Below are 23295 nucleotides of genomic sequence, written 5' to 3'. Positions count from 1 at the left end.
TTTTTCCCCCCTGATCATCATCAACAGAAACATTAAACAACAGCATGGCCGCACTAAAACTATCACATCTTTCCAAAGCTTTATTACCCGCAATCCTGCTCATGTCAGCGCCTGGCTTTGCCCAAACCAATAATAAAACAGCTCCTCCGGTACCGGAGGTTCGCGCTATACAACCAGGCGATAAAAAGATCGTTTCACCACAAAGTCCGGAAGGGTATCACCTGCAGTTTAAAGGCAGCGATCGTTCACCCATCATTGATAGCATGGGTGTAATTATTACTCCTTTGGTGGAGAGTAAAGTGAACCTGTATTTTCAACTGATCAGCAATCAAATAGATACCCTTAAGTATGATGTTTCCAAACAGGTAACCGTTCCCGGGAAATTTGCTGACAAGGGCATCAATCCACAACCCTTCGTAATCCCCGCCCTCCGCGAGTGGCATGGTAGTAAGGGAAATTATGTTTTGACAGCATCCGACCGGATAGTGATTAATACAGCCAATAGAACCGCCCTGCAAAAAGTAGCTGCCATTTTAAAAAGAGAGATCAAAGAACAAACGGGGTTGAGCTTAGCCATAGTAACCGGTAAGCCAGAAAAGGGAGATGTTTTTTTAACTCTTCACGAGCCGGATAAAAGCATAGGCGAAGAAGGCTATTATTTTAAGGTTGATCAATATATCACCATCAGCGCGTTAAAATACCAGGGCTTGTTTTGGGGTACACGTACCCTGCTGCAATTGCTGGAACACCAAACCAGCATCCCCAAAGGCGTTGCCCGCGATTATCCTGAATTTAAGGTGCGGGGTTTTGTACTGGATGATGGCCGCAAGTTTTTTTCTCTCCGGTTTCTGCGCGATTACGTAAAACTGATGTCCTACTATAAAATGAACGATTTTCAGATCCATTTGAATGATAATGGCTTCAAAAAATATTTTAATAATAGCTGGGATAGCACCTATTCGGCCTTTCGGTTGGAGAATGCAACTTATCCTGGTCTTACCGCCAAAGATGGTTCCTACACCAAAAAGGAGTTTATCGAATTGCAGCAATTAGCTAACGATTATGCCGTACGCATCATTCCCGAAATTGATGTACCCGCGCATGCCCTGGCTTTTACCAAAGTAGTTCCCGAAATCGGGAGTAAACAATACGGCATGGATCACCTCGATTTGCATAACCCGCTTACCTATACGGTCATCGAAAATATACTGAAAGAGTACATAGGCGGTGATCACCCGGTATTTACAGGTAAAGAGGTTCACATTGGTACCGATGAATACGCCAGGAAAGACGCGGAAGCTTTCCGCGCTTTTACCGATCATTTTATTAAATATGTACAAGGTTTCGGTAAAGATATACGGGTTTGGGGAGCGCTGACCCACGCGGCCGGTACTACGTCGGTGACTGTTAAAAATGTTACCATGAATACCTGGTATAATGGTTACGCCAACCCCGTCGAAATGAAAAAGCTGGGTTATAAGCAGATCAGCACACCCGATGGCTGGCTATATATTGTACCTGCCGCAGGTTATTATTATGATTACCTGGATTATAAAAACATTTATGAAAACTGGACACCATCCATGATCGGCGATGTGCGTTTCCCGGCTGGCGACCCAACCATTATCGGCGGCTCTTTTGCAGCCTGGAACGATATTGTGGGTAATGGTATCAGCGAAAAAGATGTGCACGACCGTGTATTCCCGGCTATGCAGGTTTTATCGCAAAAAATGTGGGATGGAAACCATACAGCGTATGCCTATCGCGATTTTGCCGTAGCCAGCAAGCAAATTAATGAGGGGCCGTCTGTAAATATCAGGGGCAGAATCTGCGCAGACACAAACGCGGTTACCCGTTTTACTTTTGATAAGGCCGGCCACTTGGTAAAGCTTAAGGGAGCTATCTATGTTAAAGGCGTGAAAGGGCAGGCCCTGGAATTCTCGGGCGAAAATAGTCTGGCCGTATTGCCTTATCCCGAGATCGGTTATAATTATACTGTTTCCTTCTGGATCAATCCTGCCGAGAATATTTCGGAGGATGTGTTACTATTCAAAGGCCCCAACTCTGTAGTGAAATTAAAACAGGGCAGCACCGGTAAATTAGGCTTCTCGCGGGACGGTTACAACTTCGATTTTGGTTATGCCCTTCCCGAAAACGTTTGGACTCACGTAGTGATTTCCGGTACTAATAAAGGCACCAGTCTGTATATCAATGGTCAGCTGCAAAAGAAACTGTACGGCAACTGGATCCAGTTTGCCGATAAAGAAAAAACAAAGGTGCGCAAGGTAGAAACCCTGTTTTTTCCCTTGCAAGAAATAGGTGGTTTCCATGGAAAAATAGATGAGCTGCAGATCTGGAGCAGGGCGCTATCCGATCAGGAAATCGCGAATGATAAATAAATCCTTAATGATGAAGATATACTCCAATAACCATTTGAAATACGCATTCGCCGTGGTGATGATGTTCCTGGTGCTGACATGGTCGCGCGTTCCCGTTAATGCTCAAACAAAACCGCAGACCGATTGGCTGCTCAACCCAACCGCTTATAAGGCAGTGATCAAAGCTACAGCCTCTGGTAAAGAGATCGTGCTGAATAATGGGTTGGTTAAAAGAACCTTCAGGCTGAGCTCTAATTTGGTTTGTACCGATTATACCAACCTCATTAACGGGCAGCAGTTGTTACGGTCGGTTAAGCCCGAGGCTCGTTTAACCATTAACGGCAAAACTTATAATGTAGGTGGGCTGGTAGGGCAGAAAGAGAACGCTTATCTTTTGCCCGAGTGGATCGATCATTTCAGCGCCGGTATAAATGATTTTCAGTTTAAGCGTTTCGAGATCAAGATGTTGGCGTCCCGGCTTAACTGGAAAAGTAAGTTCTGGGCAAGCAATCATCAACAACCTGGTGGCCGGCAGATAGATTTTTACTATCAGTCCGGCGCGCCTGAGTTAGCGTGCCTGGAAGTTATCGTAAGTTACGAGCTGTATGATGGATTACCACTGATTATTAAATCGCTTAGTATAAAAAATAGTGGCGATCAGTCATTTAAGATCAACCGGGTGGTTAGCGAGGTGCTGGGTATGGTTGAAGAACAGAGCGCCGTGGTGGGTACGCCCGCCAATATGGCCAAGCCACAGGGTATCTATCTCGAAACAAATTACGCCTTTAACAATGCCATGCGGTACGATCTGAGCGATCAAACCACGCACTGGAAAGCCGATTCAACCTATACCTCGCAGGTAAATTATGATTATCAGACCCCGTGCCTGCTGGAGATCTACCCTGATAAAGCGCCCGGTATCGATCTGCAAAAAGGGGAGGTTTTTAACTCAGTACGTACCAATGAACTGCTGATGGATAGTTATGACAGGGAACGCCGTGGGCTGGCCATTCGTACCATGTACAATACCGTAGTTCCCTGGACAACCGCTAACCCCATATTTATGCACCTGGTGAGTCGCAATGATGAGGAGGTACGCGCCGCGATAGACCAATGCGCGGCAACCGGGTACGAGGCCCTGATACTGAGTTTCGGCAGCCATTGTAATATGGAGGATACCTCTGCCGCAAATATCAAAAGATGGAAACAACTGGCTGCATACGCGCATAGTAAAGGGATTTTCATAGGCGGATATTCCCTGTTCAGCTCGCGCAGGATAAGTGATGCGGATGATGTGATCGACCCCAAAACGGGAAAACCGGGCGGTGCTTTCTTTGGCAATGCACCCTGTTTTGGCAGTAAATGGGGACTGGCTTACCGCGATAAGATCAAAACCTTTTATGCGCAAACAGATTTTGATATCTGGGAAAATGATGGCCCTTATCCCGGCGACGTATGCGCGTCAACAACCCATCCAGGCCATAGGGGGCTGGACGATTCGCAATGGCGGCAAATGGAGATCCAAAAGGAGCTGTACCATTCTCTGCACCAAAAAGGGGTATATATCAATGCGCCCGATTGGTATTTTTTAGATGGTACCAATAAAATAGCGATCGGCTATCGCGAAGTGAATTTCTCGCTGCCGCGCGAAGATCAGATGATCCTGAACCGGCAGAACATTTTTGACGGTACCTGGGAAAAAACGGCGTCCATGAGCTGGGGATTTGTGCCGCTCACGAAATACCAGGGCGGCGGCCCGGAGGCTGTGTTAGAACCTTTGAAAGATCACCTGAAAGATTACGAACAATTGATGATCCAGTATTACGGGGCAGGGGTGCAAGCTTGTTATCGTGGTCCGCGTTTATATGATACGGAGGTCACTAAGCAAACCGTCATCAAAGTAATTAACTGGTACAAAAAATACCGCGATATCCTCAACTCGCAGATCATCCACCTGCGCCGGGCTGATGGCCGCGATTGGGATGGCATATTGCACGTGAACCCGAATTTACAAACCAAAGGTATGCTGATGTTGTACAATCCGTTAAAGCAAGCTATCACTCGTACCATCAGTATTCCCTTGTATTATACAGGGCTAACCAGTACTGCTACCGTTCAGGAACAGGAGGGGCCTGTAAAGAAATACTCACTAAGCCGGGACTACAAAATAACCTGCACCATTACCCTGAAACCCGAAAGTTACACCTGGGTACAGATCAGGTAAGGTTTTAGAAGCAAGGATTTTTGGAACAAGGAGCCAGGACGAAATATAAAAACCATGTCATATTTGATGGCCAATTATTTAATACTTTTTAAAGTTTTAAAAACTCGTCAAAACTGGGTTGAAATTTGTTAAAAAGTGTTAAAATGAGGTTTTTTCGATAGCTTATAAGCTGTCTTGCCTCGTTTTTGAGCCGGAAAGTGTTAAAATTTAAGGTTTAAAAAGTTTTTCTTACCTGGTCAGGATAAGAATGATGGCCAGCAACGCGGGCACCGCCTGGATAAAGAATATCTTTTTGGTTACGGTAAGTGCCCCGTAAACTCCAGCCACGGCTATGCAGATCAGGAAGAATAAGGCAACATTGGTATGCCAGCGGGCATCACTGATAAAAAATGTCCAGATCAAGCCTGCCGCTAAAAAACCATTGTATAAACCTTGGTTTGCGGCTAAAACTTTGCTCTTTTCCAATTCCTGTAGTGGTTTGTTAAAGGCTTTAGGTCCGCGTGTTGTCCAGGCGAACATTTCCAGCCATAATATATAACAGTGTATAAGGGCTACCAGACCAATAAGTATTTTGATAATAAGATCCATAGGTTTAATGATTTATGATAAATGTAGTGAAATGCGTGTAATATATAAAGTCTTGATTCTGTTAGACCAATGCGCCTTGCATCTATTGAGTTAGGTGGTCAATTTGATTTATGATACGCTTCATTTTATTAAAATAAATTCTGATTTGTTTGTTCGTTTTGTTTCGTTTAATTTCAATTATATTTCAATTTGTATTGTTTTGATGGAAAATTTATTATAAAATGGAGTTTGTATTCGATTTTTGTGAAAAATTAATTATTAGTTAGTTTTGTTTTGTTTCTAATTGTTATTATTTATAATTTTGATATGTGAATCGAAACTGATTGATAAAATACAAAAATATAAAGATCATGGTTGCAATTAACAGAAGCGATATTGTAAAATCCATAACCGATCCTAATAAAATTTGGGATGTGGTTATAGTAGGTGGTGGTGCCACCGGTTTAGGTGCCGCGGTTGATGCTGCCTCCAGGGGCTATAAAACATTGTTATTAGAACAGGCTGATTTTGCAAAAGGCACATCCAGCCGGAGCACTAAACTGGTGCACGGCGGTGTGCGTTATCTTGCCCAGGGTGATATTGGCCTGGTGCGTGAAGCCTTGCATGAACGCGGTCTGCTGCTTAAAAATGCACCTCACCTGGTAAAAAACGAATCATTTGTTATTCCGAACTATGAATGGTGGGGAGGGGCTTTTTATACTATCGGCTTAACTCTGTATGATCTGTTGGCCGGTAAACTTGGATTTGGGCGTGCAAAACATATCTCCAAAAAAGAAGTGATCAATAAGCTGCCTACCATCAATCAAAAAGGTTTACGGGGTGGTGTAGTATATCACGACGGCCAATTTGATGACTCCAGGCTTGCGGTAAATCTTGCGCAAACCGCGCTTGAGCAAGGCGCGACCGTACTGAATTACTTTCGCGTGGTTAGCCTGATTAAAGATGATCAGCAGAAAATAGCCGGGGTAATTACTACTGACATGGAAACTGATCAAACTTATACCATCAAATGTAAAACGGTTATTAACGCCACAGGTGTATTTGTTGATGATCTGCTGCAGATGGATAAGCCTGGCAAAAAACCAATGGTTAGGCCAAGTCAGGGTGTGCATTTGGTACTCGACCGGTCATTTATGCCAGGTGAGGATGCTATTATGATCCCTAAAACAGAAGATGGCCGGGTGCTGTTTGCCGTTCCATGGCACGATAAATTGGTAGTAGGTACAACAGATACCCCGCTCAATGAGCATAGCCTGGAACCACGGGCATTGGAAGAAGAGATAGACTTTATTATACGGACAGCTGAAAAATACCTGTCCAAAGCGCCAACACGCCATGATGTACTCAGTGTATTTGCCGGTTTACGTCCACTGGCTGCCCCGGAAGGCGACTCATCCAAAACAAAGGAAATTTCCCGGAGCCATAAACTGCTGGTATCTGATTCTGGCTTGATCACGATTACAGGGGGTAAATGGACAACTTACCGCAGGATGGGAGAAGATACGATTAATAAAGCTATCGAGGTAGGTAAGCTGGATCCCAAACCAAGTATGACCAAAGATCTGTCGATACACGGTAGTAAGCTCGATGTAAACCGCAATGATCATTTATATGTGTATGGCAGCGATGAGAATGCTTTGCTGGCATTGGTAAATGAAAACGCGGAATGGGGCAAAAAAATGCACCCAGATATGCCTTATATACAGGCAGAGGTGGTATGGGGAGTAAGACACGAAATGGCCCGCAATGTGGAAGATATCCTGGCGCGCCGTGTAAGGTCCTTATTTCTCAATGCCCGTGCGGCTATTGATATGGCCCCGCTTGTGGCCAGCCTGATAGCCAAAGAATTAAACAAAGATGCCGCCTGGGAGAAGGAGCAGGTAGCATCTTTTACCTTTTTAGCCAACGGCTACCTGCTTGAACCTTATCAAGCCTCACCTAAATCTTCTCCAAAAGAGAGGATGTAAATTGCTTTTTGAACCCTCTCCCGATAATTACCGGGGTGGAGAGGGTTAGGGGGAAGTTGAATAAATAACCAAATTAAAACCAGTGAAAAACGTAAATTATGGAAGATTACATTTTAGCATTAGACCAGGGAACTACCAGTTCAAGAGCTATCGTATTTGATCACAAGGGGCAAATTAAATCGGTTGCCCAAAAAGAATTTAAACAGATATTTCCGCAATCGGGTTGGGTTGAGCATGATCCGAACGAGATCTGGTCGACACAGGCCAGTGTAGCAGCAGAAGCCACCGTTAAGATGGGTATAAACGGTACCAATCTGAAAGCTATAGGCATCACTAATCAGCGTGAAACTACTATTGTATGGGATCGTAATACAGGCGAACCGGTATATAATGCCATTGTTTGGCAGGATCGCCGTACTGCTGCTTTTTGCGACAAATTAAAACATGATGGCCATGAGGATATGATCCGTTCCAAAACGGGACTGGTGATCGACGCTTATTTTTCCGGATCAAAGATCAGGTGGATACTGGACAATGTAGAAGGTGCCCGTGCAAAAGCCGAAAAAGGCGAACTGGCATTTGGTACTGTAGACAGCTGGCTGGTATGGAAATTTACCCGTGGCCATGTACACATTACTGATGTGACCAATGCTTGCCGAACCATGCTTTTCAATATCCAAACCCAGCAATGGGATGATGAACTCATCGCTTTATTGGATATACCTAAAAGTATGTTGCCAGAGGTAAAACAATCCAGTGAGGTATATGGCGAAACAGCAACAACTATTTTTGCATCCAAAGTTCCTATCGCTGGTATCGCGGGCGATCAGCATGCTGCGCTTTTTGGTCAGATGTGTATTGAGAAGGCCATGGTTAAAAATACCTATGGAACAGGCTGTTTTATGTTAATGAATATTGGCGATAAATTTATCGAATCAAAAAATAATCTGTTAACCACCATCGCCTGGAAAATTAACGGGAAGATCCAATACGCTTTTGAGGGCAGTATATTTATTGGTGGTGCGGTTGTACAATGGCTGCGCGATGGCTTGGGCATTATCAAAACATCTGCCGACGTAGAAAAACTGGCTTTGGCTGTTGAGGATACGCAGGGTGTATATTTTGTACCAGCCTTTGCCGGCCTGGGCGCACCTTACTGGAAACCCGATGTACGTGGTACTATTGTCGGTTTGAGTAGGGGAAGTACCGCATCTCACATAGCACGTGCGGCGTTAGAATCGATAGCATACCAAACTATGGATGTATTAAAAGCGATGGAGGCTGATAGTGGGATGGAGATTAAAGAATTAAGGGTTGATGGTGGCGCTACAGCGAATGACCTGTTGATGCAGTTTCAATCAAACCTGCTTAATTGTAAAGTGATCAGGCCGAATGTGGTTGAAACAACGGCCCTGGGAGCCGCATACCTGGCAGGTTTGGCGGTTGGTTACTGGGAAAGCGTAGAGGAAATACAACAGCTGTGGAAATCAGAAAAGGAATTTACTCCCGAAGCTGATCTGCCTGCAATTAAACAAGGTATTAAAGGCTGGAAAAAAGCTATTCACGCTGCTCAATCCTGGACCGATGAACTGCCTGATGCTTAATTAACTTGATTATTCACCATTAATTTTAATATCAATATGTCACCATTCATAGCTGAGTTGTTAGGCACCATGTTGCTTATACTTTTAGGCGATGGCGTAGTTGCCAACGTTGTTTTAAATGATACCAAAGGGAATAATAGCGGCTGGATAGTTATCACCACCGCATGGGGGCTGGCTGTTTTTGTAGGCGTAGTTGTTGCAGGGCCATACAGCGGGGCGCACTTAAATCCGGCAGTAACTATAGCCCTGGCTATAGCCGGTAAATTTGCCTGGGCCAGCGTGCCAATGTATATAGCAGCGCAGCTTTTAGGGGCTTGTATAGGCGCTTTTTTAGTGTGGCTGATGTATTACGACCACTTTCAACGCACCGATAACCCAGGTGGGATATTAGCTGTTTTTTGCACCGGACCGGCAGTCCGTAACTATAAATCAAATATAGCAAGCGAGATCATTGGCGCATTTGTGCTGCTATTCACCATTTTTTATATCTCCGGTGCAGAGATCACGCCAAGCAAAACGCCTGTTGGATTAGGATCGGTAGGAGCATTGCCTGTAGCTTTGTTGGTTTGGGTAATTGGTTTATCCCTTGGTGGTACCACAGGTTATGCCATTAATCCTGCCCGAGATCTGGGTCCACGCATTATGCACGCTATTTTACCCATTAAAAGCAAAGGTACCAGTGATTGGGCATATGCCTGGATACCTGTTATCGGCCCTGTTATTGGTGCCGCTATAGCTGCTTTTTTATACACCAGCCTGGCCATGAGCCATTAACATATAAACTAATTATTATTTCTTTTTAAAACCGAGTTTTATGAAAACGATTTATAAAGTTGGCCTTTTGGCCATACTTGGGCTATGCCTTTGTCTTCAAAGCAGGGCCCAGGATACTACAGCAAGAAAAAAAGACTCAGTTGTTGTAAAAAAATACCGACCGCTTGATGTTAACTTACAGATAAGGTCATTGTATATATGGCGCGGGTTTAAGGTATCAAACGCGCCCATTACAGACGTAGATATGCATTATACCACCCGCGATGGCAGCTTTGCCGTTGGTTTTTGGGGTGGTACCGGTTTTACTGGCGATTACAAAGAGTTTGACTATTACGTAAGCTATAAAGATAAAAAATCGGGCTTTAGCGCTTCTGTATGGGATATCAATAACTTTACCAATTATCCCAATGCCGATCTGTTTAACTATAATAAAGCAAGTACATCGCACTTTATTGACGTTACAGTAGGTTATCAGTTTAAAGACTCGTTTCCGCTAAGTATCAATTGGAGTACTATTGTGCAGGGACGGGATACCTATGTAAAAAGCAATGGCGATTTAGGTAATGCCTATTCCAATTATGTTATACTGGATTACAGGCTATGGAAAGAGGGCAATTCTGATGTGCACATTTTTGCAGCAGGCGCTTTCGCCTTTGGCCGCGATCAAAATTTTTACGGGTCAAAGCCCAATATTGTGAACGCAGGTTTAACGTTTAATAAAGATCTGGTACTTTTCAATTACCACATGCCAATTTCCGCGACAGCTATGTTTAGCCCGGAGCATAAATATGGCGCATTGCAATTAATTATCAATGCTTTTTAAGTGACTATTGGTCTGTTGAGGATTTTTTGCCGAACAATAAGCTTAACGGAGCTTTTGAGATGATGCCCGGGCAATCAGCTCGGTTTCTACCAGTTCTGTAGTAAATTCCTCAACAGGCCATTTGCTTTCAATGGTTTTGATCAGCATTTCGGTAGCCAGCTGACCTATTTGAAAGGCCGGTTGCCGTATTACAGTTAACGGCGGATCAAACAGCTCAGCCACATCAGAGTTGGTAAAGCCTGCAATGGCTATATCGTCAGGAACCTTAATCCCCAGCTTTTTAAGTATGTGCATACAGCTAATGGTAAGGCGGTCACTGGCTACAAAAATAGCTTCAGGGCGCTCTTCCATGCTCAGTAGTTCTTTAATAGCAAATTCAACCTCGTCCTGTATCATACCGCCGTGATTGCAGTGCTTTAAATAACCTGCTTTAAAATCAAGGTTATGTTTGTCAAGGGCCGCCTTAAAACCACTAAACCTGTCCCTGCTGATCAGCAGGTTATTGGAGCTGGTTAAATGGGCTATTTTTCTGAAACCTGTACTGATTAAGAGTTCGGCCGCATCAAATGATCCTTTAAAGTTATTGGCTATTATTTTGTGTGTGTGGACATCTGCCGCAACGCGATCAAAAAACACAATGGGAAACCCCTTTTCATGCAGATACTGGTATTGTGAAGTATCGGTTGTCTCGGCAGATAAGGAAACTAATAAACCATCTACATGTCGCGACAAGAGGTGCTTTACATTGGTGCACTCGCGGTCAAATGACTCATGCGTTTGGGTTATAATAACATGGTACCCGCGATTGTAGGCGATTGATTCAATACCATTAATAGCCTGCGAAAAATAAGTATTGGCCACTTCACATACTACAACACCAATAGAGTGACTTTTTTGTTCTTTCAGGCTAAGCGCTATAGGATTTGGCCGGTAATTTACCTTTTCAGCGTACTCCAGCACCAATTTCTTGGTTTCTGCACCTATTTCGTAACTGCCATTTAAGGCCCTTGATACAGTTGATGTTGACAGGCCCAGGGCCTTTGCTATATCTTTAATGGTATAAGATTCAAACATAATTTAGCGCACTGGTGTTTCAAGGGCCAGCATGAACGTTGGTTTACAATAAGGATTCACTGTTACAAGGCTAAGTTAGTGTAAAATTACAGATCTCCCATGCCTGTTTGGGTACAATTGAACTCGTTAAGTTATGCAAACGTTTCCGGGAACGTTTGCATGGTTTTAGTACGCCATATCTTTTTTTTATTACTTACTTGTACTTAACCTTGTTTGGTAATTGAGCTGTAATGCTTATTATCCCAATAACCATAAACCAACAAGAACCGATAAATCCATCTTTTTTACTGAGTACATGATCTTATCAAGATATAATTTAAACAAAATTAATTTGCCTGTACCAGGCCTTCCTGACGGACAAATATTTGAATTGCCTGAAAAAGTATTGCAATTTGGCACCGGAGTGCTTTTACGCGGTTTGCCCGATTATTTTATTGATAAAGCCAATTGTAAAGGTGTTTTTAACGGCAGGATAGTAGTTGTAAAATCAACCGACACGGGTTCGGCAACTGATTTTGATAAACAGGATGGTTTATACACTATCTACACAAAAGGCATTGAAAACGGACAAGAAATAAATGAGCAGGTTATATGCTCGGCCATTAGTCGTGTATTATCAGCCGCAATCGATTGGAATGCTATTTTGGAAGTTGCCCAAAGCCCTCATTTACAGGTGATCATTTCAAATACCACAGAGGTTGGTATTAAACTTGTAAAAGAAGACATCAGCAAGCATCCTCCTGAATCCTATCCTGGAAAATTACTGGCCGTTTTATATAAACGATACCAGGCTTTTAATGGCAGTGCAGATAGCGGACTGGTCATTATTCCAACTGAGCTGATAACAGATAATGGTAAAAAATTAGAGTCGATTGTACTTGAACTGGCACATCTGAATAAGCTGGAGCCGGCGTTTATGGATTGGCTGGAAAGTCATAACCGCTTTTGCAATTCATTGGTTGATCGTATAGTACCCGGAAGGCCCGATAAGACACTAAACGATGAGCTGGAAGCAAAAAGTGGCTATACAGACAATCTGAGCATTATAGCAGAACCATATAGCCTATGGGCCATTGAAGGGGATGATCATATCAGGTCCGTATTGTCATTTCATGAGGTTGATGAAAGTGTTGTTATAACGTCTGATATTGAATTATTCAGAGAGCTTAAACTGCGTTTGCTGAACGGAACGCACACTTTAAGCTGTGCCTGGGCCATTTTGCAAGGTTTTACTACGGTGAAAGAAGCCATGAGTAATGAATCTTTTATAAGTTTCATCACACCATTGATGTTTAAGGAGATCTTGCCTGCCATTCCGTATAAAGTCGATGAAAACATAGCGACCGATTTTGCCGGCAAAGTGCTCGATAGGTTTCGTAATCCGTACATCAGACATGAATGGTTGAGCATTTCGGTACAATACACCACTAAGATCAAAATGAGGGTGATCCCTTTATTATTGAATCACTATAAACTACATAATACTGTTCCTGAACATATGGTACTTGGTTTTGCTGCCTTTATCCGCTTTATGCAGATTAAATCAACTAACGATGGTCATTATACCGGAATAATAAACAACCGGGAGTATCAAGTTACCGACAGTTTTGCCGGGTATTTTGCCACGGTTTGGGCAAATGCAGAAACTAATATAGCCATACACCAGATTTTGACAAATACCGAACTTTGGGATACCGATCTTACCATTTTGCCAGGATTCAAAGACGCGGTGATCAAGCTGTTTAACAGTTTCAAATAAGTTAAGGTCTATAGGTTAATTTTTGCCTTTAAAAGCTGGCATACGCCCTTACCGGGAATGTGCCAGCTCCCTTAAATTTTGGAGGTACAGCGTTAAATTTGTAGCCGCTCTCGGGTAATTTATCCAGATTACATAAATGCTCGGATATCAGGATTTCGGCTCCCAGTAAAATGGTATGTACAGGTCGACTTTTACCCTGGGTGTCATCAATGTTATGGCTATCTATACCCACCAGTTTTACATTGCACTCTTTTAAATATTCGGCTGCATCGGCTGTAAGGTAGGGGTGGTTTTCAAAGTATTGTGTTGTGTTCCAGTGTCTTGCCCAGCCGGTATAAACCAATACAGCTTTGTTTCTGATCTCTTTACCGGTAAAATAGTCTTTACCGATTTCGGTTGCGTTTTCGGCGTTGATGGTGATAGCATCGAGATCTGCAAACCGTTCCAGTTCTATTTCAGATAGATCTTTACCATGTTCAAAACGGTGAAAAGGACAATCGATATAGGTACCCGTATTGGTCACCATTTCTATTTTTCCTATCTGGAATTCTGTTCCCGGTTCATAGTTGGCTTTGGATTGTTCCCGGCTCAGGTAATCGCAAATAATGGGCGAAGGCAGACCTTTATAGGTTACCAGGCCATCGAAAATGGTGTGACTCAGGTCGATATATTTGTCATTAGGCTGAATATTAACTGGTTGACGCTTGTGTTTTTCTTCGATGTGATATTTGTTCAGGATATCAACTTTGCCTACCATAAGCAGCTGCATATCGTTTACTATATAGTCGGCCAGCTCCTGGTCGCTGATAGTATCGCCGGCAATATCCAGCCGGAAATCCTGGCCTTGTATGCCGCCGCCATTGGTGAAGGAAATATCGAAATCAAAAACTACTCTTTTATCGGGCATGGTGATTCGCTTGCGTTTGGTGATCGGATGAATATGGTGGTAAAAAACTTTTTAAACCTTTAATTTTAACATTTTTTTAGTCAAAACAGGATAAAAAGGCTTTGTTTTTATGCGTTTTAACTAAGCTTTAACGCCATTTTAACACTTTTTAACAAATTTTTTGCATGTTTTAAAAAGTTTAAAAAGTATTAAATGATTGATTGTTAAATAGCCGAATTCAAAATGGTCAGTTTTGGGTCCTGTTTCTGTCTTAATAAAACAGCCCTGGTGTCTTTTTATAAGACACCAGGGCTGGTATGGACATAAAGATACGAAATTTTGGGTAGAATATCAATCCATAAAATCAAGTCATGCCGAACAACAGTGAAACAAGTTCAGGATGACATACCATTAAAAAGCTCTAAATCTTACTTACTTATCTTCAAATACTTATAAATCAACAAAAGGATACAAAATATACCCGCGGCCGAAATAATGGAACTCACCGTTATGGCATGCACAATAGCCTTGGGGCCGCCGTTGGTCATGGCGCCAAATACAGCTACACCCATGGCGCCTGCCGCCTGCCGGGTGGTATTTAGTACAGCCGATGCCGTGCCCGAGCGTGTTTTAGCCACGGTGGATAAGATACCTGTGGTCATGGCGGGTACGGCGAGCCCCATACCCATTGGAATGATAATAAAAGGAATAAACAATTGCCAGTAGGGTGTATGGGCATGGGCAATGAGCAGGCCTGCATAACCAATGGCGCCAATAGTAAGCCCAGTGATGATGGGCACGCGCGTACCATATTTGGCCATAAGTTTGCCGCTGATAAGGTTGGAGATGATAAACCCGGCAGTAAGCGGTAAAAAAGCCAACCCCGCGGTAAGCGAAGGGTAATTAAGCACATTTTGAAGATAAAGGCTCAGCACAAACACGGTTCCGTAATAAGTGGCATTCAATACAATACCCTGTAATACCAGTACATTAAAAACTGGCGACTTAAACAAATCAAGCGGCAGGATAGGGGACCTGGCTTTTCTTTCTATCTGCAGAAAAATGATGAACATGATGGCGCTGAATATCAACGCGCTGTAAATAACAGGATTATTAAAACCGAGGTGGTGCAGTTCGATAATAGCGGCAATAAGCGCGGTAAGGGCCAGCATCCAGGTAAACTGACCGGGAATATCAAAGCCTTTATTGGCGTGTTTTTCGCTTTCGGTGAGTTTGATGCTTAGCAATATGCCAATCAAACAAATAGGAACGTTCACAAAAAATATCATTCGCCAGTTGCTTAGGTGCATTAGCAGGCCGCCCAGGATCGGGCCTGCGGCTATGGATACACCACCAGCGGCCGTCCACCAGGCTACGGCCTTGCTGCGCTGGGTGGCTTCATGGGCAAAGCTTTGGTTTAGGATAGATAAGGAACTGGGGATCATGGCTGCCGCGCCAACGCCCTGCAATACCCGGAAAACGATCAAACTAAAAGGGTTCCATGCAAAACCACAACCCGCAGATGCTATGCCAAATACCAATAAGCCAAACTGGAAAAGCCTTTTTGAACCCAACAGGTCGCTCATGCCGCCGGCCGAAAGCATCAGCACCGCGAAAGCGATGGTATAGGCATCAACTATCCATTGCAGCGCGCTGATATCGGCCTTAAACGAGGTGGATATTTGCGGCAGCGCGATGTTTACGATGGATACATCCAACTGCGATACTACAAATGCCAGGCTGGTAGTACCCACTATAAAAATAAATGGTGATTTTGTTGGGTATCCCTTTCTTATTGCCGTCTCTTCCATGATAGATGTATTTGACTTACAACGCAAAGATACCGCCTGCCAAAGCAATACAGTTCGGTTTTAAATGAAATATGAAATTCATATTGAATATGAATAAATTTTTTTATTGCTTTTTATAAAGCCTTTTGCATAATATATTTAGCTAAATTTCCTATCAGGTTAAGCATTTTATCGGATACCATAAAAACAAAAGAATGACTAACATTAAAAGAAGGGTGTTTATCAAAAACACGCTGATGACCGGTGCCGGCGCTGTTATTGGTCCACAGATCATCAGGGCGGCAGAAGTAGGCAGCGCAAAACCGGCCGAAAAGCCAATAGCAGCAAGTGGTAAAAAAGTTATTGTGGCAGGCGCGGGCATAACTGGACTTTGTTGCGCCTATGAGCTGATGAAGGCCGGGCATGAGGTAGTTGTACTGGAGGCCAGTGGCCGTTATGGTGGCCATGTATTTACCGGACGCGATGGTTTATCAGATGACCTGTATGCCGATTTCGGGGCCGACCATATCACCAAGCCGGGCTACGAGCGTTTTTTTGAATATGTGGATGAATTTAAGCTCAAGGCCATCCCATATCCGCATGCCGAGGGTTCTGAGGCCGCGCCGGATAACCATACCTTAAAAATGATAGGCGGTAAATTTTATACGCCCGAAATGATGAAGGACCCTACGGTGCTGGCCAAATTCGGGTTTAATGAAAAGGAGATCAAATTTCTGGCAGAAAATCCGATGCATGCCCTGAGCGATTTCTACCTGAAACCATACCTCGATAAGTTTACCGATCCATATAATCCCTTTGGCGTTGGTTATGATGATTATGACCAGATACCCATAGCCCATATCTATAAAAAAGAAGGTGCTTCAGCTGGTGCGCTCAGGTTTTTGGGCGGAAGTACTACCAATGCCCTGTACGCGCTGTGGCGATCGGCCATTATGAAATCACGGGGCATCCCGGCATCAGAAGGCGATACTTATCACTTGAAAGACGGTAATGAGCAGCTGCCGATCGCTTTTGCCAAACGCCTGAGCGCACGGGTTAAACTCAATCATCCGGTTACAGCCATTAAACACGATGCCACGGGTGTAACGGTATCCTACAAAGCCTACGGTACAGCCCAGATCGGGGAAATGAAAGCCGATTTCCTGGTGAATTGTATCGCCTTGCCGATTTTTAAAAATATTCCGGTTAGCCCGCCCTTGTCACCGGCCAAGCAATATGTGGTTAACCGCATGGGTTATTCTTCGCATCCGTTTTATGTGTTCGAGGCCAGTTCAAAATTCTGGCTCGATGATGGGTTTAAAACCATCAATATGGAGTTTGAACACCCTGATATTTCCTCTATTTGGGAAGAAACCAATGAGGTAGATACCCAGCGGGTGATTCTGAAGGCCTTTGGTCCCGGAGGCATCTCGCCGGAGCGTGTTCTGGCTGCTTTCCGGGCAGTTTACCCGGGTAAGCATGATACAATAGAACAGGCTTTAACGTTCGACTGGACAAAGGATAGGTTTGCCCCGGCCTGCGAAATGCAGCCCTTCCCGATAGGTACCATGCGCAAATTCTGGCCGCAGGTGATGCTGCCCGAAGGACGCATCTATTTTGCAGGTACTTATGCCGATAACATGAGCCGGGGAATGGAGTCCTGCATCCGTTCGGCACAGCGAGTGGCGCAGGAAATTGGCAAGGTGTGATAACACCACTACAAACTAAACAATCATGTCATTACGAGCAATAGCGTGGCAATCTCATCGCGTTCATACATACGACGAGATTGCTTCGTCGTTCCTTCTCGCAATGACATGGTTTTTATTTTTTGTCTTTGATCCTTACTCCCAAAATCCGTCCAATCCCCTAAGGTACCTGATTAATATGCGACACCGAAAATTTTAAACCCATAATACCGATCATAATGAGAGAGATAAAGAAAACCTCCATCCAGGTGATGGTTTTGTTGAAAAAGGCCATCTCGGCTATTTTGATGAAGACCAGTGTGGCGGCGGTCCAGATGGCGTATGCAGTGGCCGTAGAGAGCTCTTTGATGGCCAGGGAGAAGAAATATACGTTACATACCCCAAACAGGATATAGCCCAGCAATGGTGCCAACAAGGGGAAGCTCACATCAACCCGGTAAAAGTTGTGCCAGGTAAGCAGTTTAAGATCGCTTAGTTTAAAGTACTTGACCGAAAACGTCCACGCGGTTTCAAATACTGCTGCTATAATGATGTATATCCAGGCCAAAGGTTATGGGGTTATTGCAAAATTTCTTCTTGCGGGTGAGTGGTTATGGTTGTGTTGATAGTTTGTGACGTTGTATTGGTAGTTGCTTTTGAACGTTTTTTATCAAATGGTGACAGCAATATCGACAAAATATTCGGTCGCAGATTATAGTAGCGCTCAAACCATTTATATTTCAATAGCTTTTTTTCGTCAAAGCGTTTTACCGAAAAGGCATGCTGCATAAAATAATCCCTGGGGTATTCATAACCCAGCCCCCAGTTTTCGCGTTCGTTGCCGGGTGCATGGCCCGGATCGTAAGCAGATTTAAACAAGTGGTCCCATATCGAAAATTTGGTAGCAAAGTTGGCATGGAAAACCTCCTGGTAGTTGGCATGGTGCCACAGATGCAGCTCGGGTGTGTTGAGGATATATTTGAACTTGCCCAGCTTTACATTTACATTGGCATGGATAAACATACCAAACATGGCATCGAGCAAGGCTTTAATAGGTATCACAGCCGGATCGGCGCCTAATAAAATAATGGGTGCAAATTCAATGGTTTGGTTGATGATGATCTCGATGATGTGTGAGCGTGAACCCGACAAAAAATCAACCTCCTTGCCCGAATGGTGCGCCTCATGTGTTCGCCAAAGAAACTTGCTGTGGTGCTGTAGGCGGTGGAACAGGTAAATGTACAGATCATGCGTTACCAGGAAAAATAATACCTGCACGGCCACCGGCCAATGAGTTACAAACTGAAAGGCCGACCAATTGAAATGGTGCTGAATGGGAGCTATGATATAATCAAATATCAGGATCTTTAAAAAATAGCTTTGTATCAGGGTATACCAAACCAGATCGATCCAGAAACCTTCCCTGAAAAATTTTAACCCTTTACGGTAAGGCGATACCCGTTCCCAGGTAATAATGAATATCACCCACAAAACCAGTATCGTAGTGGTAACGGTAAGCAGTTTTTCCTGTGGCATTTTTTTTAGTTGTGAGTAATGAGTGGTGAGTGGTGAGTTGGGAGCGGTTAATCAAATTTAAAAAACTACTCACCACTCACTACTTACAACTCACTATTTTATATCGCTGTCCATCCGCCGTCAACTACCAGATTGGCACCGGTCATGTAGGCGGAGGCGTCGCTGGCTAAAAATATCAGCGCGCCCTGGTAATCGTTAGCTTTAGCCATCCGGCCCAATAATGTTTTGGCTGAATAGTTCTGTACAAAAAAATCATTCTGATTGTTCTCCACACCACCCGGCGAAAGGGTATTTACCCGCACCCCTTTATTACCCCAATAAGCAGCTAAAAAGCGGGTGAAGTTGATAACAGCGCCCTTGGTTACCGGATAGGCGGCCGATTTATAAAAATCCTGTTCGCCCTGCGGGTTTTTGTAGATCGATTGATCGGGCCCTACCATACCATAGGTGGATGCTACGTTGATGATACTGCCCGAACCCTGTCCGGCCATCACCGAACCAAATACCTGTGAGCAAAGGAACACCCCGGTCACGTTTACATTCAGCGATTGCTGAAAGGCCGCAAGCGGATAATTTTCAAATGCCGAAAGCTCTTTAGCCATAGCCGGGTTCTCGAACATATCGTTAATGGCGGCGTTATTTACCAATATATCAATGCTGCCATAGCGGGTGAGTATCTGCTCGCGGGCAATTTCCAGGGAGTGTTTGCTGGTCACGTCGATCTTTAGTCCACCGTGCTGTTGGCCCAGGTTTGCGGCGAAAGCTTCAACCCTTTTCTCGTCCATATCGGCAGCTACCACGTTGGCCCCGGCCATGGCCAGCGCTTCGCAATGCTTTTGCCCGATAAGACCCAGCGCCCCGGTCACGATAGCCGTTTTCCCTTGTAATGAAAATAGTTCCATATACTTTTGTAATGAGAGTCAAGATATAAGAGTCAGGAATCAAGACAAAAGACAGAACCTTAGTTGCTACCGATTACTGTTCTTCCTTTTTACTTTCTTGACTCTTGGTTCTTAACTCTTGTCTCTTATTTATAATGCCGCTGTTTTTGGCTTAATGTTATAATTGCTCACCTTACGGAAAACGGCCTCCAGTACTTCGCCTTTTAAATAGCTTTTTACATCGCCGCTTAAAATGGCTTCTTTAACCAGTTGGAGTACGTCGCGGTAAGCTAAAAGGGTGTAATCAATATCTTCGGAAGTATGACTGAAACACATGTTATGGAAACCGGCCCAAAGGATACCGCGTTTGATCATTTCCTGCTGCATCAGGGTTTTTAACTCCAAAACATTGCCCGCCTCCGGAGTAAAAGTTACCATACTGCGGCAGTTATAACCTATGCAGCGGGTATATTGATCCATCCCTAATGATATGGCAATTTGGTTATAATCATCTTTTAATAAGGCGCCATGCTGATCAAGATATTGAGGTACCTTTTTATCGCGCAGCTCATTGATGGTGGCTATACAGGCTGCTAATGATAAAGCTTCGCCGCCAAAGGTGGTATAACTGAACACTTCTGAGTTGAAGAGCTCCATCACATCCGCTCTGCCGGTAAGCAGGGCTATAGGCATGCCATTGGCACAAGCTTTGGAAAATACTGCCAGATCGGCCTTTACATTGAAATATTCCTGCGCACCGCCCAGGGCAATACGGAAGCCTGTCCACATTTCATCAAAAATAAGCAGGGTGCCGTTTTCGCGGCAGGCCTCAGCCAGTTGTTGTAAAAAGCCAGGTTTGGGTGCTTCAAATATGAAAGGCTCTAATATCAGGGCAGCCACGCTTTCGTCTAAGGCTGCTTTTATCGATTCGATGTCGTTGTATTCAAAAGTGTAGGTAAGGTCCTGTATGGCTTCGGGAATACCCGCGTTACGGCTGGTAATACCGATATACCAGTCGTGCCAGCCGTGATAGCCGCAGCAAAATACTTTATCCCTGCCTGTAAATGCACGAGCCACACGTATGGCAGCCGAGCAAACATCGGCCCCTGTTTTGGCTATTTTAACGGCCTCGGCATTCGGGATCACCTGTTGTACCAGTTCTGAGAGCTCTACTTCTAACGGGTGCATCAGCGAAAAGGTAATACCATCGTTCAGTTGCTTACGGATGGCCTCGTCAACAGCAGGGTAGGCGTAACCTAAAGAAATAGGGCCAATAGCCGAGTTATAGTCGATAAATTCATTACCATCAGCATCCCAAACGTGCGAGCCTTTACCTTTAACCAGGTATTTGGGTGCTACGCCTTTGCTAAACTGACCCGGACCTTTAGCCAGGGTCTGTGTTACCGGTTTCTGAACTTTTAACGCGCGCTCATATATTTTGTCCGACTCGGTGATATCGGGATAGTTGTTGCTTAACTGTATTTTATTAGCCATGGTGAAATCTTTTTTATTCTGAAAACTCTGGGGTTAATATAGAAGGTTGGGAGTAACCGGTTTGATAGCCCAATATCCTTTCGGCTATTTGCTTGCCCGAGAAACCTTCGTTTTGTAATACATCAGGTAATAAGGCTGGTTTAAACCATCTTTCTTTTAAGGCGATAGGCATTACTTTGGCGGTGGTTTGGTATTGTAATAGTACTTCAGCTACAATAGTGTATAAACCGCCGGTCAGGAAATGATCTTCGAGGGTAACTATAAGGTTGCTGCTGGCTGCTACTTGCAGGATGATGGCTTCATCAACCGGTTTAAGGCTGCGCATATTTACCAGGCCAACGGATAATCCTTCGCTTTGTAATGCCTCAACAGCAATAAGCGCCTGCTCGAACATCAAGCCGTAGGTTAAAATGGTTACATCGCTGCCTGTACTGATCACTTCGGCCTTGCCCAATTCAAAAGGCTCATGCACGTGATTGGTTTTGCGGGTGTTGATACGGGTATAGGCCGGGTTTGGCGATTTCCAGATCTCGGGCAGCATTTTTACAAGGTCGTCTTCATCAGCAGGAGCAAATACGGTTACATTGGGAATGCCCCGCATAATGGAAATATCTTCGATAGCCTGGTGCGTAGGACCGTTAGCATCTGATAAAAAACCAGGGATAAAACCGCTTAGCTTTGCCGGTAAATTGGCAATACCAAGGTCGGTGCGTACAAATTCAAAAGCACGCATGGTTAAAAACGCGGCCAGGGCATGTACTATAGGTTTGCGGCCACGTAAAGCCAAGCCGGCCGATGCGCCGATCATGGTTTGCTCGGTGATGCCGGTATCAATAAAACGCTTACCCAAAACAGCAGGCAGATTACGCACCAGTGCGCGGTTTTCGGCTGTCATCACTACTACCTGCTCATCGTTCAGGGCCGTTTCGGTTAATAATTCTTCGTAGGTCATGGACTTATCTGACAATTAAAGTTTCTGATGTTAATGAGGTGGTATGCTCACCATGTAATTCCAGTAAAAGCTGCTCAACTTCATCGGCCGAGAAATTACAGAACCAGCGGTCGGCGCGTTCCTGGATACTCGGCAGGCCTTTACCTCTAACCGTATCGGCTATCACTACATTGAGTTTACCTTGTTGAAAAGGGTAGGCGCTAAAGGCTTCGTGCAGTTCGGTATAGCTATGGCCGTTGATGCGATGTACCGCCGCGCCAAATGATTCAAATTTTTGTACCAGTGGTTCCAATGGTATCAGATCCTCGGTGCGCATATTGGCCTGGAAATGGTTACGGTCGATCACAAAGATCAGGTTATCCAGATGATAGGCATTGGCTACCAGTGCCGCTTCCCAGCAGGTACCCTCGTTCAGTTCGCCATCGCCCATAATGCAGATCACTTTGTTCTTGCTGCCGCTGATTTTGAGATCCATAGCAACACCCATGGCCACCGATGGTAAATGACCTAATGAGCCCGAATGAAATTCAACTCCCGGGATATGGGTGTTGGGATGCCAGTAAATATGGTCATTCAAAGAAAGGTGATTGTCCAGTCTTTCTTTTTCCATGAAACCCAATTCGACTAAAGTGCCGTACAGGGCCGGTACATCATGGCCTTTTGACAGGAACAGATAGTCACGTTCGGCATCTTTTAAATTCGAGGGTGTGAGGTTCAGGAATTCGCTGTACAGATAAACAATCATATCAACTGCCGATAACGAGGCTCCTGTAAAGCAGCCGCCTGCGGTTGACATGCGCACAATATGCTCGCGCACTTTCAGCGCTATGGCTTGTAGTTCCTGTTCGCTACGTTTTGTATTTTCCACGGGGTAATG

General features: G+C 44.3%; 18 protein-coding genes. 8 read left to right on the top strand and 10 right to left on the bottom strand.

The annotated features are described in order from the left end of the window. Positions 1 to 44 precede the first annotated feature (44 nt). Both ACNURT_RS18350 and ACNURT_RS18345 read left to right on the top strand, forming a co-directional pair. Positions 45 to 2399, top strand: a complete 2355-nt coding sequence (locus ACNURT_RS18350) for a family 20 glycosylhydrolase (protein WP_419698949.1) — start codon at positions 45 to 47, stop codon at positions 2397 to 2399. A 7-nt stretch (positions 2400 to 2406) separates the two neighbouring features. Next, positions 2407 to 4602 (top strand): alpha-galactosidase, encoded by a 2196-nt coding sequence (locus ACNURT_RS18345; protein ID WP_419698948.1) that lies wholly within the window; start codon positions 2407 to 2409, stop codon positions 4600 to 4602. Positions 4603 to 4830: 228 nt separating this feature from the next. Here ACNURT_RS18345 and ACNURT_RS18340 read toward each other — a convergent pair whose 3' ends face one another. After that, the gene (locus ACNURT_RS18340) at positions 4831 to 5190 is read right to left on the bottom strand and encodes a DUF1304 domain-containing protein (protein WP_419698947.1); all 360 of its coding nucleotides are present in this window, start codon (positions 5188 to 5190) and stop codon (positions 4831 to 4833) included. Between the two features lie 350 nt (positions 5191 to 5540). On the opposite strand from ACNURT_RS18340, the gene ACNURT_RS18335 reads away from it, so the two are divergent. The 4 genes from ACNURT_RS18335 (at position 5541) to ACNURT_RS18320 (ending at position 10358) form a co-directional block, all read left to right on the top strand. After that, a complete protein-coding gene (locus ACNURT_RS18335) occupies positions 5541 to 7157 on the top strand; it encodes a glycerol-3-phosphate dehydrogenase/oxidase (RefSeq protein ID WP_419698946.1) in 1617 nt (538 codons plus the stop codon). A gap of 98 nt (positions 7158 to 7255) precedes the next feature. After that, entirely contained in the window at positions 7256 to 8761 is a 1506-nt protein-coding gene (gene glpK, locus ACNURT_RS18330; RefSeq protein WP_419698945.1) for a glycerol kinase GlpK, read from the top strand. A gap of 36 nt (positions 8762 to 8797) precedes the next feature. Beyond that, positions 8798 to 9535 carry an MIP/aquaporin family protein gene (locus ACNURT_RS18325; protein WP_370995427.1) on the top strand — a complete coding sequence of 246 codons (738 nt, stop codon included), beginning with the start codon at positions 8798 to 8800 and terminating at the stop codon, positions 9533 to 9535. Between the two features lie 40 nt (positions 9536 to 9575). Beyond that, positions 9576 to 10358 (top strand): hypothetical protein, encoded by a 783-nt coding sequence (locus ACNURT_RS18320; RefSeq protein WP_419698944.1) that lies wholly within the window; start codon positions 9576 to 9578, stop codon positions 10356 to 10358. A gap of 42 nt (positions 10359 to 10400) precedes the next feature. Here the strand turns inward: ACNURT_RS18320 and ACNURT_RS18315 are convergent, their stop codons facing one another. Next, positions 10401 to 11432 carry a LacI family DNA-binding transcriptional regulator gene (locus tag ACNURT_RS18315; RefSeq protein WP_419698943.1) on the bottom strand — a complete coding sequence of 344 codons (1032 nt, stop codon included), beginning with the start codon at positions 11430 to 11432 and terminating at the stop codon, positions 10401 to 10403. A gap of 295 nt (positions 11433 to 11727) precedes the next feature. Between ACNURT_RS18315 and ACNURT_RS18310 the strand changes: the two genes are divergently transcribed. Beyond that, positions 11728 to 13191: a tagaturonate reductase gene (locus ACNURT_RS18310; protein WP_419698942.1), complete on the top strand. Its 1464-nt coding sequence runs from the start codon at positions 11728 to 11730 to the stop codon at positions 13189 to 13191. A 28-nt stretch (positions 13192 to 13219) separates the two neighbouring features. On the opposite strand, the gene ACNURT_RS18305 is transcribed toward ACNURT_RS18310, so the two are convergent. Further along, entirely contained in the window at positions 13220 to 14098 is an 879-nt protein-coding gene (locus tag ACNURT_RS18305; protein WP_419698941.1) for a cyclase family protein, read from the bottom strand. A gap of 407 nt (positions 14099 to 14505) precedes the next feature. Further along, positions 14506 to 15888, bottom strand: coding sequence for an MFS transporter (locus ACNURT_RS18300; protein ID WP_419698940.1), 1383 nt, complete (start codon positions 15886 to 15888; stop codon positions 14506 to 14508). 194 nt (positions 15889 to 16082) lie between these two features. On the opposite strand from ACNURT_RS18300, the gene ACNURT_RS18295 reads away from it, so the two are divergent. Further along, entirely contained in the window at positions 16083 to 17576 is a 1494-nt protein-coding gene (locus ACNURT_RS18295; RefSeq protein WP_419698939.1) for a flavin monoamine oxidase family protein, read from the top strand. Between the two features lie 160 nt (positions 17577 to 17736). On the opposite strand, the gene ACNURT_RS18290 is transcribed toward ACNURT_RS18295, so the two are convergent. The 6 genes from ACNURT_RS18290 to ACNURT_RS18265 form a co-directional block, all read right to left on the bottom strand. Next, on the bottom strand, positions 17737 to 18123 hold the full coding sequence (locus ACNURT_RS18290; protein ID WP_172335073.1) for a DMT family transporter: 387 nt from the start codon (positions 18121 to 18123) through the stop codon (positions 17737 to 17739). Positions 18124 to 18134: 11 nt separating this feature from the next. Further along, positions 18135 to 19091: a sterol desaturase family protein gene (locus ACNURT_RS18285; RefSeq protein ID WP_419698938.1), complete on the bottom strand. Its 957-nt coding sequence runs from the start codon at positions 19089 to 19091 to the stop codon at positions 18135 to 18137. Between the two features lie 98 nt (positions 19092 to 19189). Then, positions 19190 to 19993, bottom strand: coding sequence for an SDR family oxidoreductase (locus ACNURT_RS18280; protein ID WP_419698937.1), 804 nt, complete (start codon positions 19991 to 19993; stop codon positions 19190 to 19192). 129 nt (positions 19994 to 20122) lie between these two features. After that, on the bottom strand, positions 20123 to 21466 hold the full coding sequence (locus ACNURT_RS18275) for an aminotransferase class III-fold pyridoxal phosphate-dependent enzyme (RefSeq protein ID WP_419698936.1): 1344 nt from the start codon (positions 21464 to 21466) through the stop codon (positions 20123 to 20125). A gap of 13 nt (positions 21467 to 21479) precedes the next feature. Continuing rightward, entirely contained in the window at positions 21480 to 22418 is a 939-nt protein-coding gene (locus tag ACNURT_RS18270) for a transketolase family protein (protein WP_419698935.1), read from the bottom strand. 4 nt (positions 22419 to 22422) lie between these two features. Next, on the bottom strand, positions 22423 to 23286 hold the full coding sequence (locus ACNURT_RS18265) for a transketolase (protein ID WP_419698934.1): 864 nt from the start codon (positions 23284 to 23286) through the stop codon (positions 22423 to 22425). Positions 23287 to 23295: the final 9 nt, after the last annotated feature.

Origin of the sequence: Mucilaginibacter sp. NFX135, from assembly GCF_048565145.1 — a bacterium.
GTDB lineage: Bacteria > Bacteroidota > Bacteroidia > Sphingobacteriales > Sphingobacteriaceae > Mucilaginibacter.
The sequence above is the reverse complement of the archived record's forward strand: the minus strand, read 5'-3'. Positions and strand labels throughout refer to the sequence as shown.

Coding starts and splice junctions, on each gene's coding strand:
- ACNURT_RS18350 (WP_419698949.1), top strand. CDS start 45: ATGGCCGCACTAAAACTATCACATCTTTCCAAAGCTTTATTACCCGCA.
- ACNURT_RS18345 (WP_419698948.1), top strand. CDS start 2,407: ATGATGAAGATATACTCCAATAACCATTTGAAATACGCATTCGCCGTG.
- ACNURT_RS18340 (WP_419698947.1), bottom strand. CDS start 5,190: ATGGATCTTATTATCAAAATACTTATTGGTCTGGTAGCCCTTATACAC.
- ACNURT_RS18335 (WP_419698946.1), top strand. CDS start 5,541: ATGGTTGCAATTAACAGAAGCGATATTGTAAAATCCATAACCGATCCT.
- glpK (WP_419698945.1), top strand. CDS start 7,256: ATGGAAGATTACATTTTAGCATTAGACCAGGGAACTACCAGTTCAAGA.
- ACNURT_RS18325 (WP_370995427.1), top strand. CDS start 8,798: ATGTCACCATTCATAGCTGAGTTGTTAGGCACCATGTTGCTTATACTT.
- ACNURT_RS18320 (WP_419698944.1), top strand. CDS start 9,576: ATGAAAACGATTTATAAAGTTGGCCTTTTGGCCATACTTGGGCTATGC.
- ACNURT_RS18315 (WP_419698943.1), bottom strand. CDS start 11,432: ATGTTTGAATCTTATACCATTAAAGATATAGCAAAGGCCCTGGGCCTG.
- ACNURT_RS18310 (WP_419698942.1), top strand. CDS start 11,728: ATGATCTTATCAAGATATAATTTAAACAAAATTAATTTGCCTGTACCA.
- ACNURT_RS18305 (WP_419698941.1), bottom strand. CDS start 14,098: ATGCCCGATAAAAGAGTAGTTTTTGATTTCGATATTTCCTTCACCAAT.
- ACNURT_RS18300 (WP_419698940.1), bottom strand. CDS start 15,888: ATGGAAGAGACGGCAATAAGAAAGGGATACCCAACAAAATCACCATTT.
- ACNURT_RS18295 (WP_419698939.1), top strand. CDS start 16,083: ATGACTAACATTAAAAGAAGGGTGTTTATCAAAAACACGCTGATGACC.
- ACNURT_RS18285 (WP_419698938.1), bottom strand. CDS start 19,091: ATGCCACAGGAAAAACTGCTTACCGTTACCACTACGATACTGGTTTTG.
- ACNURT_RS18280 (WP_419698937.1), bottom strand. CDS start 19,993: ATGGAACTATTTTCATTACAAGGGAAAACGGCTATCGTGACCGGGGCG.
- ACNURT_RS18275 (WP_419698936.1), bottom strand. CDS start 21,466: ATGGCTAATAAAATACAGTTAAGCAACAACTATCCCGATATCACCGAG.
- ACNURT_RS18270 (WP_419698935.1), bottom strand. CDS start 22,418: ATGACCTACGAAGAATTATTAACCGAAACGGCCCTGAACGATGAGCAG.